General features: G+C 32.4%; 16 protein-coding genes. 13 read left to right on the forward strand and 3 right to left on the reverse strand.

What is annotated here, in order from left to right; genetic code table 11:
• Positions 1–316: 316 nt before the first annotated feature.
• The gene (locus HMPREF2576_RS05400; protein ID WP_001830419.1) at positions 317–1,120 is read right to left on the reverse strand and encodes a chorismate mutase; all 804 of its coding nucleotides are present in this window, start codon (positions 1,118–1,120) and stop codon (positions 317–319) included.
• Between the two features lie 18 nt (positions 1,121–1,138).
• Entirely contained in the window at positions 1,139–2,206 is a 1,068-nt protein-coding gene (locus HMPREF2576_RS05405; RefSeq protein WP_070856219.1) for a nitric oxide synthase oxygenase, read from the reverse strand.
• Between the two features lie 191 nt (positions 2,207–2,397).
• On the opposite strand from HMPREF2576_RS05405, the gene HMPREF2576_RS05410 reads away from it, so the two are divergent.
• The 10 genes from HMPREF2576_RS05410 (at position 2,398) to HMPREF2576_RS05455 (ending at position 14,115) form a co-directional block, all read left to right on the forward strand.
• The gene (locus HMPREF2576_RS05410) at positions 2,398–3,867 is read left to right on the forward strand and encodes a nicotinate phosphoribosyltransferase (RefSeq protein ID WP_001830368.1); all 1,470 of its coding nucleotides are present in this window, start codon (positions 2,398–2,400) and stop codon (positions 3,865–3,867) included.
• The gene (gene nadE, locus HMPREF2576_RS05415; protein WP_001832476.1) at positions 3,860–4,687 is read left to right on the forward strand and encodes an ammonia-dependent NAD(+) synthetase; all 828 of its coding nucleotides are present in this window, start codon (positions 3,860–3,862) and stop codon (positions 4,685–4,687) included. The genes HMPREF2576_RS05410 and nadE overlap by 8 nt, the downstream gene beginning before the upstream one ends.
• 73 nt (positions 4,688–4,760) lie before the next feature.
• On the forward strand, positions 4,761–5,387 hold the full coding sequence (locus HMPREF2576_RS05420) for a DUF2179 domain-containing protein (protein ID WP_001830398.1): 627 nt from the start codon (positions 4,761–4,763) through the stop codon (positions 5,385–5,387).
• Positions 5,371–5,550 (forward strand): NETI motif-containing protein, encoded by a 180-nt coding sequence (locus HMPREF2576_RS05425; RefSeq protein ID WP_001830380.1) that lies wholly within the window; start codon positions 5,371–5,373, stop codon positions 5,548–5,550. The genes HMPREF2576_RS05420 and HMPREF2576_RS05425 overlap by 17 nt, the downstream gene beginning before the upstream one ends.
• Before the next feature lie 411 nt (positions 5,551–5,961).
• On the forward strand, positions 5,962–7,257 hold the full coding sequence (gene purB, locus HMPREF2576_RS05430) for an adenylosuccinate lyase (RefSeq protein ID WP_002440416.1): 1,296 nt from the start codon (positions 5,962–5,964) through the stop codon (positions 7,255–7,257).
• 124 nt (positions 7,258–7,381) lie between these two features.
• Entirely contained in the window at positions 7,382–7,684 is a 303-nt protein-coding gene (locus HMPREF2576_RS05435; RefSeq protein ID WP_001830443.1) for a YerC/YecD family TrpR-related protein, read from the forward strand.
• A 323-nt stretch (positions 7,685–8,007) separates the two neighbouring features.
• Positions 8,008–8,700: a heptaprenylglyceryl phosphate synthase gene (locus tag HMPREF2576_RS05440; protein WP_002474142.1), complete on the forward strand. Its 693-nt coding sequence runs from the start codon at positions 8,008–8,010 to the stop codon at positions 8,698–8,700.
• Positions 8,697–10,886 (forward strand): DNA helicase PcrA, encoded by a 2,190-nt coding sequence (gene pcrA / locus HMPREF2576_RS05445; RefSeq protein ID WP_002457083.1) that lies wholly within the window; start codon positions 8,697–8,699, stop codon positions 10,884–10,886. The genes HMPREF2576_RS05440 and pcrA overlap by 4 nt, the downstream gene beginning before the upstream one ends.
• Before the next feature lie 3 nt (positions 10,887–10,889).
• The gene (ligA, locus tag HMPREF2576_RS05450; protein ID WP_002440422.1) at positions 10,890–12,887 is read left to right on the forward strand and encodes an NAD-dependent DNA ligase LigA; all 1,998 of its coding nucleotides are present in this window, start codon (positions 10,890–10,892) and stop codon (positions 12,885–12,887) included.
• A 19-nt stretch (positions 12,888–12,906) separates the two neighbouring features.
• A complete protein-coding gene (locus tag HMPREF2576_RS05455; protein ID WP_070856222.1) occupies positions 12,907–14,115 on the forward strand; it encodes a CamS family sex pheromone protein in 1,209 nt (402 codons plus the stop codon).
• Positions 14,116–14,441: 326 nt separating this feature from the next.
• Here HMPREF2576_RS05455 and putP read toward each other — a convergent pair whose 3' ends face one another.
• The gene (gene putP, locus HMPREF2576_RS05460) at positions 14,442–15,977 is read right to left on the reverse strand and encodes a sodium/proline symporter PutP (protein ID WP_070856225.1); all 1,536 of its coding nucleotides are present in this window, start codon (positions 15,975–15,977) and stop codon (positions 14,442–14,444) included.
• 377 nt (positions 15,978–16,354) lie between these two features.
• On the opposite strand from putP, the gene gatC reads away from it, so the two are divergent.
• The 3 genes from gatC to gatB are packed head-to-tail and all read left to right on the forward strand — an operon-like array spanning position 16,355 to position 19,556.
• Entirely contained in the window at positions 16,355–16,657 is a 303-nt protein-coding gene (gene gatC / locus HMPREF2576_RS05465; RefSeq protein ID WP_002457086.1) for an Asp-tRNA(Asn)/Glu-tRNA(Gln) amidotransferase subunit GatC, read from the forward strand.
• Between the two features lies 1 nt (position 16,658).
• Complete coding sequence (gatA, locus tag HMPREF2576_RS05470) at positions 16,659–18,116, forward strand: Asp-tRNA(Asn)/Glu-tRNA(Gln) amidotransferase subunit GatA (RefSeq protein WP_002477590.1); 1,458 nt, start codon at positions 16,659–16,661, stop codon at positions 18,114–18,116.
• A 12-nt stretch (positions 18,117–18,128) separates the two neighbouring features.
• Entirely contained in the window at positions 18,129–19,556 is a 1,428-nt protein-coding gene (gene gatB, locus HMPREF2576_RS05475) for an Asp-tRNA(Asn)/Glu-tRNA(Gln) amidotransferase subunit GatB (RefSeq protein ID WP_002457087.1), read from the forward strand.
• Positions 19,557–19,668 lie beyond the last annotated feature (112 nt).

Raw genomic sequence — 19,668 nt, forward strand, 5'->3', positions numbered from 1 at the left:
TTAGTTTAGTGATGTTTATTAAATTATACGAAAGTGCCTTATTTTTTTAGAGTATTTCAATGTGAAATTACATATAAGAGCAAAGTATTTTGGCGAGACTCATGAGGGAATAGGACAAGCTGAAGACTTATATAGGCTGAAGCTGTCTCATAAGAAAGCAAGCCAACAATACAAAGTATTGTAAATAAAGAAGCCAGTAAATGAATTTACAAAAACTCATTTACTGGCTATTTTCTAGGAATTATGTCCCGGCCTCTTATTTTATGAAATTATAAAAAATATTGTATTCACAAGAATTTTTACAATTCATGTAAAGTTAGTTTTTCTTATTAAAAGCGCCGATAATTTTAACTTGAAAATCCAAAGTCTCTAAAATTGAAATAATTTTATTCACATCATTATTTATAGCAGTATCGGCTTGAACATAAAAATGATACATACCTAATTGAGTTTTAAGTGGTCTAGATTCAATCCACGATAAATTTATGTTGAATAAAGTAAAAGTATTTAAAACACTAGCTAAAAGTCCTGGCTTATCATACTTAGGCGTGATAAGGAAGATAGTTGTGTTTGGATGTTCAATAAAATGAGTATGATTTTTCACTACTAAAAATCTAGTTACATTATGAGGGTAATCTTGTATATGTTGATCTAAAGTATGGTAGCCATAAGTTTCCCCACTCCCAAGAGGAGCTATTGCTCCAATACCATCTTTTATCATGTTAAGGCTTTGAATAGTGCTATCTACATAATCATAGTCAAACTGTTGACGATGAATGTAGTTTATTGTTTGACTGATTGCTGGAGCAATTGAATATACTTTATGAATATCATCAAGTGAATTTGAATGATGACCGTAAAGTGAAAAATCTATATCTAGTTGAATTTCACCATGTGCGTATACATCATGATGTGCTAATGAATCAGCGACAATGTTAATAGTACCTTCAATAGAGTTTTCAATAGGGACAATTCCGACAGCCTGTTTATCTTTAGATACGGATTGAATGACTTCATGCAAGTTAGATAATGGAATGAAGTCATACTGTTCATGTGATTCAAATTGCTTAGCGGCTAGATATGAAAAAGTTCCTTTAGGTCCTAGATAATATAAATGCATTATGCCACCTCGTTTAAATTAATGGAAAGGGCACTTCATAGGTTCTTCTTTTTTATAGAAGAAATTCGTATGATGCATTGTATTATCATATCCATGATGATAGTTAGAAGTTAAAGTTGGTGAAAGTGGAGGTGCCAGCCAAGACCACTTACCAGTAACATTTCTGTTTTGTTGATGTTCATTTCGTTCAAACATTTCAAATTGCTTCGCTGCAGTTAAGTGGTCAACAATAGAAACACCATCAGCTTTAAATGAATGATACACAGCATGATTTAACTCTACGAGTGCTCGATCTTTATTAAATGAATTATTTTTAAGTGTATCAAATTCAAAAGCTTCTGCAACTTTTTCTAAAAGATTATAACGATAGGTGTCTGTGAAATTACGTACAGCAATTTCGGTTACCATATACCATCCATTAAAAGGTGCTGTAGGGTAAGTAATACCACCGATTTTTAAATCCATATTTGAAATAATAGGTACCGCATACCATTTTAAACCTAATTTTGAAAGCTTGGGATAGTGTTCATGATGTATAGAAACTTCTTTTACAATATCATTTGGAAGTTCGTGTATTTTTATAGTGTCGTTAGGCAATTGATAAATCAGAGGTAAAATATCAAAATTTGAACCTTTATCTTTCCAACCTAGATGTTCAGCTAAACGAGTAACCTTTTTTTCAGATGGATCGCCAACATTTTCATAACCAGCATAACGAATCAACTGATTATTATAAATTTTAGGTGTATCTTCAGGACTAAAAATTGTAATATATGGTTTGATTTTTCCGCCGTTAGTAGCTTCTTTAATATGTGTATGTATAAATTTTATAAATTCTTTTTCGTCACATACATCTCGGGCATCTTTAACATTTAAAGAATTCCAAAACAGTCTACCAATACAACGATTTGAGTTTCTCCATGCCATTTTTGCACCGTAAGATAATTCTTCATAAGTATGTGTGTAACTACCAGTCAAGTTAATTTCTTGCTCAATCTCTTTCATTCTATTTTCAATTTCATTAGTATTATATTTTAATTCGCTATACATGGTCTGAATAAATGATCTTGCTTTATCTATTAGCATTTAAAACACCTCAATTGTCATTATACGTGAGCATATACTGTTTCTTGAATAATATAGGTAATTGTCATAAATTTGTCGACACTATATTAGAATTTATTAGGAAATAAATGTAAATCAAACATGCAAGTACCTACTATATATGAATTATGATAAAATAATTGTAAATATTTAAGTCGATTGGAGAGGTTAAAGTGTACCAATATAACGACGATAGCTTAATGTTACACAATGATTTATATCAAATTAATATGGCTGAAAGCTACTGGAATGATGGTATCCATGAAAGAATAGCAGTGTTTGATTTGTATTTTCGAAAAATGCCATTTAATAGTGGATATGCGGTATTCAACGGATTGAAACGCGTTGTGAATTTCATCGAAAACTTTGGGTTTACAAATGAAGATATCACATATTTAAAATCGATAGGTTATGAAGAAGATTTTCTAAATTACCTAAAAGATTTGAAATTTACAGGGAATATTAAATCTATGCAAGAAGGTGAAATTTGTTTTGGTAATGAGCCATTATTAAGAGTTGAAGCACCTTTAATCCAAGCGCAACTTATTGAAACTATTTTGTTAAATATCATTAATTTCCAAACATTAATTGCAACTAAAGCCAGCCGAATTCGTCAAATAGCAACTCATGACACTTTGATGGAATTTGGTACAAGAAGAGCTCAAGAGATCGATGCTGCACTGTGGGGCGCTAGAGCAGCCTTTATTGGAGGGTTTGATTCTACAAGTAATGTTAGAGCAGGAAAACTTTTTAATATACCTGTATCTGGCACACATGCACACGCACTAGTACAAACATATGGTGATGAGTATATAGCATTCAAAAAGTATGCTGAGCGACATAAAAATTGTGTGTTCTTAGTTGATACTTTTCATACTTTAAAATCAGGAGTACCAACCGCAATTAAGGTTGCAAAAGAGTTAGGAGATACTATTAATTTTATAGGTATCAGATTAGATTCTGGTGATATTGCGTACCTATCTAAAGAAGCTCGTAGAATGTTAGATGAGGCTGGTTTTACAGAAGCTAAAATTATCGCATCAAATGATTTGGATGAGCAGACTATTACAAGTTTAAAAGCACAAGGCGCTAAAGTTGACGGATGGGGAGTAGGTACAAAACTGATTACAGGATATGATCAACCAGCCTTAGGTGCAGTTTATAAATTGGTTTCTATTGAAACAGATGATGGCACAATGAGTGATCGCATTAAATTATCAAATAATGCTGAGAAAGTTACTACACCAGGCAAAAAAAATGTTTATCGTATTATTAATAATAAAACAGGCAAGGCTGAGGGCGACTATATTACGCTAGAAGGTGAAAATCCTAATGACGAATCTCCATTGAAAATGTTCCATCCTGTTCACACTTACAAAATGAAGTTTATTAAATCATTTAAAGCGGTTAATCTACATCAATCTATATTTGAAAATGGCAAACTTGTATACCATCTTCCAGATGAATATGAAGCTCAGGACTATCTTAAAAATAATTTAAGTATTTTATGGGAAGAAAATAAACGATATCTTAACCCGCAAGATTATCCAGTAGATTTAAGCACTAAATGTTGGGAAAATAAGCATAAGCGTATTTTTGAAGTTGCTGAACACGTTAAAGAGATGGAGGATGAAAATGAGTAGATTGCAAGATGTTGTGGTTAATGAAATGAAAGTAAAAAAACAAATTGACAGTGTAGAGGAAATCCAGGAAATTAAGCAATTTATTAAAGCGTATGTAAAATCACATTCATTTATACAAACTCTTGTTCTTGGAATATCAGGTGGTCAAGACTCTACTCTAACAGGTAAGTTAGCACAATTAGCAGTAAATGAATTGAAAGAAGAGGGACGTAACTGTAAATTTATAGCAGTGAAATTACCTTATGGTGTGCAACAAGACGCTCATGAAGTAGAAGATGCACTTGAGTTTATTAATCCTGACACAACATATACAGTTAATATTAAACCAGCAGTTGATCAGAGTGTTCAATCACTTAGTGAAGCAGGCATCAAACTTACTGATTTTCAAAAGGGTAATGAAAAAGCACGTGAACGAATGAAAGTTCAATTTTCAATTGCTTCTAATACTCAAGGTATAGTTTTAGGAACTGATCACTCTGCCGAAAATATTACAGGATTTTACACTAAATATGGAGATGGTGCTGCGGACATTGCGCCTATCTTTGGGTTAAATAAAAGACAAGGTAAACAATTACTAGCTTATCTAGGAGCACCTAAACACCTTTATGAAAAAGTGCCAACAGCTGATTTAGAAGATGATAAACCTCAGTTACCAGACGAGGAAGCACTAGGCGTATCTTATCATGATATTGATGATTATTTAGAAGGTAAAGAAATTCCTGCAACTGCTCGTGAAACAATCGAAAAACATTATGTTAGAAATGCACATAAGCGTGAACTTGCTTATACACGATATTCATGGCCTAAATATAACAAATGAAAATTTATAAGTGACAAAATGATTGGCGACTGATAAAATAATCTGGATTTAAAAGTAAGAAAAGAGGAATAATATGTCAGCAATTGCTCAAAATCCATGGTTAATGGTCTTAGCAATTTTTATAATTAATGTATGTTATGTCACATTTTTAACAATGAGAACGATATTGACTTTGAAAGGTTATCGTTATGTTGCAGCAGTAGTTAGTTTTATGGAAGTCTTAGTTTATGTTGTTGGTTTAGGGTTAGTAATGTCTAGCCTAGACCAAATCCAAAATATTTTTGCTTATGCATTAGGATTCTCAGTCGGTATTATAGTAGGAATGAAAATCGAGGAAAAACTTGCGTTAGGTTATACAGTTGTCAATGTTACTTCATCGGAATATGAGTTAGATTTACCAAATGAATTAAGAAATTTAGGGTATGGTGTAACCCACTACGAAGCATTTGGTAGAGATGGAAGTCGAATGGTAATGCAAATATTAACACCAAGAAAATATGAATTAAAGTTAATGGATACTGTCAAGAACTTAGATCCCAAGGCATTTATTATAGCGTATGAACCAAGAAATATTCACGGAGGATTCTGGGTTAAGGGTGTACGTAAACGTAAACTGAAAGCTTATGAACCAGAACAACTGGAAGTTGTAGTAGATCACGAAGAAATAGTAGGTGGTAGCTCAAATGAGCAAAAAGTTTAGAGTTGAAGATAAAGAAACAATTGCAGATTGTCTCGACAGAATGAAAAAAGAAGGGTTTATGCCAATACGTCGTATTGAGAAACCAGTTTATAAAGAGAATAAAGATGGCAGTATAGAGATTTTAAAACAGGATATTATATTTGTAGGTGCTTTAATCCAATAAATATGATTAACTATAGAATGATAAAGCCTAGGACACTCACTATTGTCCTAGGTATTTTTATGCATTGATTACTGATAATAATGTTAATGCCGGTCTTATATAAATTGCTTTTAGACACTTGGTAATTCAACTGAAATGAGTTACTCTAGAAATTTTACAGGCGAAACGAATCGGAAATTTTATACTAAAAATTAAATAAAGCATTATCTTACATCTAACTATAGTTTTTACCAGATTGTGTTTCTAGATTGATTCAAATAAAATAGTAATAACTAGATAAACACTTATACATTTTAATCAAGTTCTGTTAAACTATAGATGAAAGCTTAGAAACGAACTTTTCTTATAAAAAATGTGATAATGTACAGTTTTTGTAGGAGCTATAATACATACGATAGGAGTTTACAAAGAATGATAGAACGTTATTCAAGAGATGAAATGTCTAGTATTTGGACGGACCAAAATCGCTATGAAGCATGGTTAGAAGTAGAAATTCTAGCGTGTGAAGCATGGAGTGAGTTAGGTTATATTCCTAAAGAAGATGTAAAAAAAATTCGTGAAAATGCCAAGGTAAATGTTGAACGCGCTAAAGAAATTGAACAAGAAACACGACACGATGTAGTTGCATTTACACGCCAAGTTTCTGAAACTTTAGGTGATGAACGTAAGTGGGTACACTATGGATTAACTTCCACTGATGTAGTTGACACTGCCTTAAGTTATGTAATTAAACAGGCGAACGAAATCCTTGAAAAAGATTTAGAAAGATTTATAGATGTATTAGCTGCCAAAGCTAAAAAATATCAATATACATTGATGATGGGGCGTACACATGGAGTTCATGCTGAGCCTACGACTTTTGGCGTAAAAATGGCTCTTTGGTATACTGAAATGAAACGTAATCTTAAGCGTTTTAAAGAAGTGCGTAAAGAAATAGAAGTAGGGAAAATGAGTGGAGCGGTAGGAACATTTGCCAATATTCCACCTGAAATTGAGGCTTACGTATGTGAACATTTAGGAATAGACACTGCAGCAGTTTCTACTCAAACATTACAAAGAGATCGTCATGCTTATTACATTGCTACATTAGCACTGATTGCTACATCAATGGAAAAATTTGCAGTAGAAATTCGTAATTTACAAAAAACTGAAACTAGAGAAGTCGAAGAGGCATTTGCAAAAGGACAAAAAGGATCATCAGCTATGCCACATAAAAGAAATCCAATCGGTTCTGAAAATATTACAGGTATATCTCGTGTGATTCGAGGATATATTACTACTGCATATGAGAATATTCCTTTATGGCATGAAAGAGATATCTCTCATTCTTCTGCAGAACGTATCATGTTACCAGATGTTACAATTGCACTAGATTATGCACTTAATCGATTTACGAATATTGTTGATCGACTAACAGTTTATGAAGATAATATGAGAAATAATATTGATAAAACGTATGGTTTAATCTTCTCACAACGTGTACTACTAGCATTAATTAATAAAGGCATGGTACGTGAAGAAGCTTATGATAAAGTTCAACCTAAAGCAATGGAATCTTGGGAAACAAAAACACCATTTAGAGAGCTAATTGAACAAGATTCATCTATAACTGACGTTCTATCAAGTGAAGAATTAGATGATTGCTTCGATCCTAAACATCATCTTAATCAGGTTGACACTATATTCGCACGTGCTGGTTTATCTTAATTAAATCAAATTTAATACAAGACAAATGATTCTAATTTCCTATACATTTTTCATGAAACTACTACACTTTAACGAATTAGTAAGTTAAAATAATGAGAGAATATTTGTATAGGGGTTGTTCGAGATGCAAATTGAAAAATTAAGAGGTCAGTCATTAGATGAACTATTTGATGCGATCTTAGCACTAGAAAACAGAGAAGAATGTTATCAGTTTTTCGATGATTTATGTACTGTAAATGAAATACAGTCATTATCTCAGAGACTTCAAGTTGCTAAAATGATTAAGCAAGGTTATACTTATGCAACTATTGAAGAAGAATCTGGTGCATCAACTGCAACGATTTCTAGAGTAAAGCGTTCGTTACAATGGGGTAATGATGCTTATACAATGATTTTGGATAGACTAAATATTGAAACAAAGGCATAAGAATGCATATACTTTCGTATGATTTCAGTGTTTCATTTAATACATTAATAGCTTTGAAAGATTTATTGAAATCTTTCAAAGCTATTTTTTAATGAAGCTAAATTTTTAAAGATAATTAATTTAAGCATTCTATCTGATTTATTATAACGAATTCACACAGTATCTAGTTATTGAATTTAGTAGCAGTATAGTCATTTTTGCTTAAAGCATATGTTAAATTAAATATGACTTAAAATCATATATGATTAACTTATTTAGTCTTTAGAACTTAGAACTTAAAAATGCTATAATTTAGGGTATGTTAAATAAAGGAGTTTCATAAAATGTACGACATAACCAAGTGGAAACATATGTTTAAATTAGATCCGGCTAAATCAATTTCGGATGAAAATTTAGAGGCACTGTGTATGTCTAACACTGATGCAATAATTATTGGTGGGACAGATGATGTAACAGAAGATAATGTTATTCATTTAATGAGTAGAGTAAGACGTTATCCGTTACCACTTGTCTTAGAAGTTTCGAATGTAGAAAGTGTGATGCCTGGTTTTGATTTCTATTTTATTCCAACAGTCATGAATAGTAAGGATACAAAATATCATAACGAAATTTTACTAGAAGCCCTTAAAAAATATGGACATGTGATTAATTTTGATGAAGTTTTTTTCGAGGGATATGTCGTTCTAAACGCAAATAGTAAAGTTGCAAAAATTACCAAAGCTTATACTCAATTAGATATAGAGGATGTCGAAGCATATGCACAAATGGCAGAAGAATTATATCGATTTCCAATCATGTACGTAGAATATAGTGGCACATATGGAGATGTTGATAAGGTTAAAGCGATTGCAAATATGCTTCAACATACGCAATTATTTTATGGCGGTGGTATAACAAACATTGACAAAGCTAACGAAATGTCTAACATTGCGGATACCATTGTTGTCGGCGATATTATATATAACGACATTAAAAAAGCATTAAAAACTGTAAAGATAAAGGAGTCTAATAAATGAATGCGCTAGTAAAAAATATGAATTCAGAGCAAAGTGAAGCGGTTAGAACAACAGAAGGACCATTGCTTATTATGGCAGGTGCTGGATCAGGAAAGACACGTGTGTTAACACATCGCATTGCGTATTTATTAGATGAAAAAGATGTATCACCTTATAATATTTTAGCTATTACGTTTACAAATAAAGCAGCTAAAGAAATGAAGGCGCGTGTCGAACATCTTGTGGGAGAAGAAGCACAAGTAATTTGGATGTCCACTTTTCACTCTATGTGTGTAAGAATTCTGAGAAGAGATGCTGATCGTATTGGCATTGAAAGAAATTTCACTATCATTGATCCTACCGATCAAAAATCAGTGATTAAAGATGTATTGAAAAGTGAAAATATAGACAGTAAACGATTTGAGCCACGTATGTTTATTGGTGCAATTAGCAATTTGAAAAATGAATTAAAAACACCTGAGGATGCTCAAAAAGAGGCGAATGATTTTCACTCTCAAATGGTTGCAACGGTTTACAAAGGTTATCAAAGACAGTTATCACGTAATGAAGCACTCGACTTTGATGATTTAATTATGACAACTATTAATTTATTTGAACGTGTACCCGAAACTCTAGAATACTATCAAAATAAATTTCAATATATACATGTAGATGAGTATCAAGATACCAATAAAGCACAATATACCTTAGTAAAACTATTAGCAAACAAATTTAAAAATTTATGTGTTGTTGGTGATTCTGACCAATCTATTTATGGTTGGAGAGGAGCTGATATACAAAATATTTTATCTTTTGAAGAGGACTATCCTGAGGCAAAGACAATTTTCCTCGAACAGAACTATCGTTCAACTAAGAATATTTTAAATGCTGCAAATGAAGTTATAAAACATAATTCTGAACGTAAACCTAAAGGTCTATGGACTGCAAATTCTGGAGGAGACAAAATTCAGTATTATGAAGCTATGACTGAAAGAGATGAAGCAGAATACGTTGTTAAAGAAATAATGAAGCATCAACGCAGTGGTAAAAAATATAGTGAAATGGCTATATTATATAGAACAAATGCCCAATCACGTGTACTTGAGGAAACATTTATGAAATCAAATATTCCTTATACAATGGTTGGAGGTCAAAAGTTCTATGACCGTAAAGAAATTAAAGATTTACTTAGTTATTTAAGAGTTATTGCTAATAGCAATGATGATATTAGTTTGCAACGTATTATTAACGTCCCTAAACGTGGTATTGGACCTTCATCTGTTGAAAAAATCCAAACCTATGCACTTCAAAATAATATAAGTATGTTTGACGCATTGGCTGAGGTAGATTTTATAGGTCTCTCTAAAAAGGTAACTCAAGAATGTATCAGTTTTTATGAAATGATTCAAAATTTAATCAAAGAACAAGAATTTCTCGAAATTAGTGAAATCGTAGATGAAGTACTACAAAAATCAGGCTATAGAGACATGCTTGATCGAGAACAAAGTATTGAATCACGAAGTCGATTAGAAAACTTAGATGAATTTATGTCTGTACCTAAAGATTATGAGGAAAATACTCCTTTAGAGGAACAATCACTTATTAATTTTCTAACAGATTTATCATTAGTTGCTGATATTGACGAAGCAGATACACAGAATGGTGTAACATTGATGACAATGCATTCAGCAAAAGGTCTTGAATTTCCTATAGTTTTTATTATGGGAATGGAAGAGTCGTTGTTCCCACATATCAGAGCAATAAAAAGTGAAGATGATCATGAAATGGAAGAGGAACGTCGTATTTGTTATGTAGCAATTACACGAGCAGAAGAGTTGCTTTATATCACAAATGCAACGACCAGAATGTTGTTTGGTCGTTCTCAATCCAATATGCCATCTCGATTTTTAAAAGAAATCCCAGAAGACCTACTTGATAGTCATACCGGTCAAAAAAGACAAACTATATCTCCAAAATCTCAACCTAAAAGAGGTTTTAGTAAGCGTACTACGTCAACTAAAAAACAAGTTTCATCATCTGATTGGAAAGTAGGAGATAAAGTTATGCATAAAGCATGGGGTGAAGGGATGGTTAGTAACGTGAATGAAAAAAATGGATCTGTAGAGTTGGATATTATATTTAAATCAGAAGGCCCAAAACGATTATTAGCTCAGTTCGCACCAATAACAAAGAAGGAGGACTCATAGGGGATGCAAGATGTTAAAAAGCGTGTGGAAAAATTACATGACTTATTGAATCAATATAGTTATGAATATTATGTACAAGATAACCCCTCAGTGCCTGACAGTGAGTATGATAAGTTATTACATGAGCTGATTGAAATTGAAGAAAAATATCCAGAATTCAAATCGACAGACTCTCCAACAGTGCGTGTGGGTGGCGAAGCTCAGTCTTCTTTTGAAAAAGTAAATCACGACACGCCTATGTTAAGTTTAGGTAATGCGTTTAATGAAGAAGATTTAAGAAAATTTGATCAACGTATTCGTGATAGTATTGGTAAGGTCGAATACATGTGTGAACTTAAAATAGATGGTTTGGCTGTTTCGCTCAAATATGAAAATGGTCGTTTTGTTCAAGGACTTACACGTGGTGACGGTACGACAGGTGAGGATATAACTGAAAATCTAAGAACTATACATGCTATACCACTAAAAATTAAAGAACCTCTCAATTTTGAGGTCCGTGGGGAAGCTTATATGCCACGTCGTTCATTCATTCATTTGAATAATGAAAAAGAACAAAATGGTGAACAACCTTTTGCAAATCCACGAAACGCTGCTGCAGGCTCTTTAAGACAACTTGACTCTAAACTAGCTGCGAAAAGAAAGTTAAGCGTCTTCTTATATAGTGTGAATGACCTAACCGAGTTTAATGCAACAACGCAAAGTGAAGCGCTAGAGGAATTGGACCAATTAGGTTTTAAAACTAACCAAGAACGTGAACGAGTATCAGATATTGAAGGCGTACTTAATTATATAGAGAAATGGACAAGCAAAAGAGGCTCTTTATCATACGATATTGATGGTATTGTTATAAAAGTTAACGATTTATCTCAACAAGAGGAAATGGGTTATACGCAAAAATCTCCAAGATGGGCGATTGCTTATAAATTTCCAGCTGAAGAAGTTATTACAAAATTATTGGATATTGAGCTAAGTATTGGGCGTACGGGTGTTGTGACACCAACTGCAATTCTAGAACCTGTAAAAGTAGCTGGCACTACAGTTTCAAGAGCCTCACTTCATAATGAAGATTTAATACATGAAAGAGATATACGTATCGGAGATAGTGTTGTTATTAAAAAAGCCGGGGACATCATCCCTGAAGTTGTAAAAAGTATTTTAGATAGACGACCTAACGAATCGGAAATTTATCATATGCCAACACATTGTCCTAGTTGTGGACATGAATTAGTTCGTATTGAAGGAGAAGTTGCTTTACGTTGTATTAATCCAAAATGTCAGGCACAGCTTATTGAAGGACTTATACATTTCGTTTCAAGACAAGCGATGAATATAGATGGCTTAGGTACTAAAATTATTCATCAGCTATACGAAAATCAGTTAATCAAAGATGTCGCAGATATTTTCTATTTGAAAGAAGAAGATTTATTACCATTAGAGAGAATGGGAAAGAAGAAAGTTGATAATCTTTTATTAGCAATAGAAAAATCTAAAGAACAGTCATTAGAACATTTATTATTTGGACTTGGTATTAGACATTTAGGTGTAAAAGCTAGTCAAGTACTTGCTGAGCGATATGAAACGATGGATCAACTTTTTAAAGTAACTGAAAGTGAATTAATTGAAATTCAAGATATTGGAGATAAACTTGCACAATCTGTTGTAACATATCTCGAAAATAGTGATATTCGTTCATTAATTGAAAAATTAAGTAATAAAAATGTTAATATGTCTTATAAAGGAATTAAAACAACTGAAATTGAAGGTCATCCTGATTTTAGTGGGAAAACAATTGTATTAACAGGGAAACTCGAGCAAATGACGAGAAATGAAGCATCTGAATGGTTGAAAATGCAAGGTGCTAAAGTTACAAACAGCGTGACTAAAAGTACTGATATTGTCATAGCTGGAGCAGATGCAGGGTCTAAATTAGCCAAAGCTGAGAAGTATGGTACTGAAATTTGGACTGAAGCAGCATTTATTGAAAAACAAAATGGAATCTAATAATTAGAGGAGTACGTGAATGAAGCGAACAATATTTTTACTCATGTCGATACTGTTATTATTAACGGCTTGCGGAGATGGACATAAACAAACTTCATCAGATAAAGAACAAAGTGAACATAAGGATAACCATAATAAAAATCAAGTGAAACAAATAGCGACTGATAAAAAAGTTCAAGGTGATAACTATAGGACTATATTACCCTTCAAAGAAAGCCAGGCTCGTGGATTATTACAAGATAATATGGCAAATGGTTATAATGGAGAAGATTTTGAAAGTGGTTTACTAGAATTAAGTAAAGAAATCTTTCCAACAAATAAGTATTTATATCAAGATGGACAATATTTAGATAAAAAAACGATTAATGCATACTTAGATCCGAAGTATACGAAAAAAGAAATTGACAAGATGAGCGAAAAAGAAAAGAAAAGCAAAAATGCTAATGAGAATCTTGGACTCAATCCATCTCACAATGGTGAAACAGATGAAGAGAAAATAGCCGAAAATTCTCCAGCCTATCTTTCAAATATACTCGAGCAGGATTTTTATGGAAATAGTGATTCTAAAGGTAAAAATATAAAAGGGATGACAATTGGTTTAGCCATGAATAGTGTTTATTATTACAAAAAAGAGAAAGATGGCGAAACATTTAGTAAAGATTTATCTGATAAAGAGATTGAAAACCAAGGTAAACAGATGGCTAGTGAAATGCTCTCTCGTTTACGTGAGAATAGTGATTTGAAAGATATTCCTATTCATTTTGCTATCTATAAACAATCAAGTCAAGATTCCATTACACCAGGTGAATTTATAGTTGGTACTACGGTTGAAGAGGGTAAAACTAAAATTAATTCATGGGATAATATTAATGAAAAAGCAGCCTTAATTCCTTCGTCAACTGCAGCTGATTATGATGAAACGCTGAATAATAACTTTAAACAGTTTAATGATAATTTGCAATCGTATTTTTCAAACTTCACCCAAGCAGTTGGTAAGGTTAAATTCGTAAATAAAAAAGCTAAACAACTTACAGTTGATTTGCCTATAGATTATTACGGACAGGCAGAAACGATAGGTATTACACAATATGTTACAGAGCAAGCCGAAAAATATTTTGATAAACTAGATGAGTATGAAATTAGAATCAAAGATGGAAATACTCCACGTGCTCTCATTAGTAAAACTAAAGACGATAAGGAACCACAAGTTCATATCTATCATAATTAGTTACAGATGATGTATGACACCCGTTTCATTGTATAGAAAAGAATAGGATAGAATTCGAATTAAGTTTAATGGTCAATCCATTACCAAAGGAATATAATTGCAATTTGATGTTATTGATGATTTTGACTCATTTTTCAAGCCGTCAATAAATTTAAATAAAAAAATTAGCTATGAAGAAATTTATATTGATAGATTTCTTCATAGCTATTTTCTTAGGTGAATAAAATAAATTGATACTGTATATTAGAGAAATATTTAAATTATAGTTATAATTGTTATTTTATTAATCATTATTATAATGTTGATATAGTCTGATAATTGTACATTTATTCTTTAACGATGCGTTTAACTTTATTAAGATTTTCAATAACATAATCATCAGGCTTTTTTGTTAATTTACTTACGATGTACGTAATCAATACACTAACTATGAAACCTGGAATGATTTCATACATACCAAAGAATGCATTGATTGTAGCCAAGGGTTTTATCCAAGAAATCCAAACAATAACAACTACAGCACCAGCTACCATTCCGCTAATAGCTCCTGCACGTGTTAAATCTTTCCAATATAAAGAGTAGAGTACTAAAGGACTAAATGCAGCTCCAAAACCAGCCCAAGCATTACCAACTAAATTTAGTATTGTATCATTTGGATGCCAAGCAATCGTAATAGCAACTATCGCAACAAGTAAAACTGATAAGCGTCCAATCAAAACAAACTCTTTTTGGTGTGATGATGCTTTATCTGAACCTCTGATTAGTTTATAGAAATCTTCAGTTAAAGAACTTGATGTTACTAGTAATTGTGAAGAGATAGTACTCATTATTGCAGCAAGGATGGCTGCTAATAAAAATCCACCTACAAGCGGATGAAATAATATTTGACTCATCACAATAAATAGTGTTTCAGGATCTTCTAATTTAATATGTCTTTCAGATATAAATGAAATTCCTGTTAATCCCACACCAATCGCTCCTAATAGACCGACTGCCATCCAACTTATTCCCAGACGTCTGGCTTTTGGTAGTAATTTATGTGATTTGATAGACATAAATCTTACTATAATATGTGGTTGACCAAAATATCCGAGTCCCCATGAGAATAATGAAACAATGCCTAAAACGGTGGTTCCTCTAAATAAATCTAAGTTTGTAGGTTTCATTTGAGCAATATCATGAAATGTATCCCAACCGTTGAGTTTAAGCAATGCAACGATAGGTACCATTACCATAGCAATAAGCATAATCACACCTTGAAAAAAATCAGTAATTGATACAGCTAAATAGCCACCAAAGAAAGTGTAAAAAATAACTATAATAGCCACTATCAAAAGTCCTGCATGATAGTTTAATCCAAATGCACTTTCAAAGAGTTTTCCGCCAGAAACGAAACCTGAATGCGTATATAGAGTGAAAAATACGACAATAATCAATCCTGAAATAATTTTAATAATATTTTTCTTATCATCTAGTCTATTTTTAAAAAAGTCTGGGAGTGTAATAGAATCTCCCGCAATCTCAGTAAAAACACGTAGTCTTGGAGCAACAACAAAATAATTAATGTATGCACCTAAGGTTAATCCAATGGTTATCCAAATGGCGGATAAACCTGTACTGTATACTGAACCTGGAAGTCCCATAATCATCCATCCAGACATATCAGAGGCACCAGCTGATAAAGCTGTGATATATGGTCCGATACTACGCCCTCCCAACATAAATTCACTTAAGTTTCCAGTAGCTTGTCGATAACCATAGAAGCCAATAATTAGAAGGATTATGAAATAGACAATAATCATAACGTAAGTCTGCCAATTTGCATCAATTTGATTACTGAGAGCTGTACCTAATGTAAACATAATTAACACTCCCTTTATTAAATAATGATATAAGATACATGTAACATTATACAATGTAACTAAATGTTCAGAAAAGTAAAAATTTTAATGGTAGTATAAAAAGTCTTTGATAAAAGGTTTTTAACTCTAGGTGTGTCTTATAATTAATTAATATCTATTGCATAAATATGTATAAAATTATTGTTAGAATTAAACTTTAATTCATCTATCATTTTAAAACATAGAGATGACAATTAAGGGAATTCATATGTAAAAGTTCATTAAACACCTTAATATCAAGTGTTTATTTTGAGTAACTTATTCATAAATATTTAGATTTTTGGTTCGAAATTTGATACAATTTGGTGATGAATGAGTATTAAGGAGGCTTTTATTTAATGACTAAAGTAACACGTGAAGAAGTTGAACATATTGCTAATTTAGCTAGACTTCAAATTTCTCCTGAAGAAACAGAAGAAATGGCTAATACTTTAGAAAGTATTTTAGATTTTGCGAAACAAAATGATAGTGCCGATACAGAAGGTATTGAGCCAACTTATCACGTATTAGATTTACAAAACGTATTACGTGACGATAAAGCAATCGAGGGCATTCCTCAAGAATTAGCATTGAAAAATGCGAAAGAAACAGAAGATGGTCAATTTAAAGTGCCATCCATCATGAATGGGGAGGACGCTTAAGATGAGTATTCGTTTTGAATCTATCGAAAAATTAACTGAATTAATCAAAAATAAAGAAATTAAACCTTCTGATGTAGTAAAAGATATATACGCAGCTATTGAAGAAACTGATCCAACAATCAAGTCATTCTTAGCTTTAGATAAAGAAAATGCAATAAAAAAAGCCGAAGAATTAGATGAATTACAAGCTAAAGATCAAATGGATGGTAAACTATTTGGAATTCCTATGGGAATCAAAGATAATATCATCACAAAAGATGTAGAAACTACATGTGCAAGTAAAATGTTAGAGGGATTTGTACCTATTTATGAATCAACTGTAATGAACAAACTACATGATGAAAACGCGGTTTTAATTGGTAAATTAAACATGGATGAGTTTGCAATGGGTGGCTCTACAGAGACTTCATATTTTAAGAAAACATTAAATCCTTTCGATCACACAGCAGTACCAGGAGGATCTTCAGGTGGTTCTGCAGCAGCGGTTGCAGCAGGTTTAGTTCCTTTTAGTTTAGGATCAGACACTGGTGGTTCTATTAGACAACCTGCATCTTATTGTGGCGTTGTTGGTATGAAACCGACTTATGGTCGTGTATCACGTTTCGGTTTAGTTGCATTTGCTTCTTCTTTAGATCAAATTGGACCAATCACGCGTAATGTTAAAGATAACGCATTAGTACTTGAAGCAATTTCCGGTGTAGATGCAAATGATTCTACAAGCGCACCTGTTGATGATGTGGATTTTACTTCTGATATTGGTAAAGATATTAAAGGTCTTAAAATTGCCTTACCTAAAGAATATTTAGGTGAGGGTGTAAGTGAAGAAGTGAAGACTTCTGTAAAAGAAGCGGTTGAAACGTTAAAATCACTTGGTGCTGAAGTTGACGAAGTCTCATTACCAAATACAAAATATGGTATTCCATCATATTATGTTATTGCGTCATCAGAGGCTTCAGCAAACTTAGCGCGATTTGATGGTATTAGATATGGATATCATTCTAAAGAAGCACAATCGTTAGAAGAATTATATAAAATGTCTAGATCGGAAGGCTTTGGTGAAGAAGTCAAAAGACGTATCTTCTTAGGTACTTTTGCTTTAAGCTCAGGCTATTACGATGCATACTATAAAAAATCTCAAAAAGTTAGAACGTTAATTAAAAATGATTTTGACAAAGTATTTGAATCTTATGATGTTGTGGTTGGACCGACAGCACCTACAACAGCATTTAATATTGGCGAAGAAATTGATGATCCTTTAACAATGTATGCGAATGACTTATTAACTACACCAGTTAATCTTGCCGGTTTGCCTGGTATTTCAGTTCCTTGTGGACAATCAAACGGACGCCCAATTGGTTTACAAATAATTGGTAAACCTTTTGATGAAAAAACGTTATATCGTGTCGCTTATCAATTTGAAACACAATACAACTTACATGACGCATACGAAAATTTATAAGGAGTGGAAATCATGCATTTTGAAACAGTAATCGGACTTGAAGTTCATGTTGAGTTAAAAACGGACTCAAAAATGTTCTCTCCATCACCCGCACATTTTGGAGCTGAACCAAATTCAAATACAAATGTTATCGACTTAGCTTATCCAGGTGTATTACCAGTAGTTAATAGACGTGCAGTAGATTGGGCAATGAGAGCTTCAATGGCATTAAATATGGATATTGCTACAAATTCAAAATTTGATCGTAAAAACTATTTCTATCCAGATAATCCAAAAGCATATCAAATTTCTCAGTTTGATCAACCTATTGGAGAAAATGGCTATATTGATATTGAAGTTGATGGAGAAACAAAACGTATCGGTATTACACGTCTTCATATGGAAGAAGATGCAGGTAAATCAACACATAAAGATGGTTATTCTCTAGTAGACTTAAACCGTCAAGGTACGCCATTAATTGAAATTGTATCTGAACCCGATATTCGTTCACCTAAAGAAGCATATGCTTACCTAGAAAAACTACGTTCAATCATTCAATATACAGGTGTATCTGATTGTAAAATGGAAGAGGGATCCCTACGTTGTGATGCTAATATTTCACTTCGTCCATATGGTCAAAAGGAATTTGGTACAAAAACTGAATTGAAAAACCTTAACTCATTTAACTACGTTAAAAAAGGTTTAGAATATGAAGAGAAACGTCAAGAAGAAGAATTATTAAATGGTGGAGAGATTGGTCAAGAAACACGTCGATTTGATGAATCTACTGGTAAAACAATTTTAATGCGTGTGAAAGAAGGTTCAGATGATTATAGATATTTCCCAGAACCAGATATTGTACCATTATATGTAGATGAAGATTGGAAAGCACGTGTGAGAGAAACAATTCCAGAATTGCCAGATGAACGTAAAGCTAAATACGTAAATGATCTTGGACTTCCAGAATATGATGCGCATGTATTAACATTAACTAAAGAAATGTCTGATTTCTTTGAAGGCGCAATTGACCATGGTGCAGATGTTAAACTTACTTCCAACTGGTTAATGGGAGGTGTTAACGAGTATCTTAATAAAAATCAAGTTGAATTAAAAGATACGCAACTAACACCTGAAAATTTAGCTGGTATGATTAAATTAATAGAAGACGGAACAATGAGTAGTAAAATCGCTAAAAAAGTCTTTCCAGAACTAGCTGAAAATGGTGGAGATGCTAAACAAATTATGGAAGATAAAGGTTTAGTACAAATTTCTGATGAAGCAACACTACTTAAATTTGTAACTGATGCATTAGATAATAATCCACAATCAATAGAAGATTATAAAAATGGTAAAGGTAAAGCTATGGGATTCTTAGTGGGCCAAATTATGAAAGCTTCTAAAGGTCAAGCTAACCCACAAAAAGTTAATAGCCTATTAAAACAAGAATTAGATAACCGTTAATTCGGAAATCATAATACTTTAAGCTTCTAACAAAGGATATGAACTTTGTTAGAAGCTTTTATTACTTTTAAAAAGTTTAGGTATTAAGTTTCTTAATGTTTAAAATTACATA

Origin of the sequence: Staphylococcus sp. HMSC063F05, from assembly GCF_001837075.1 — a bacterium.
Taxonomy (GTDB): Bacteria; Bacillota; Bacilli; order Staphylococcales; family Staphylococcaceae; genus Staphylococcus; species Staphylococcus epidermidis.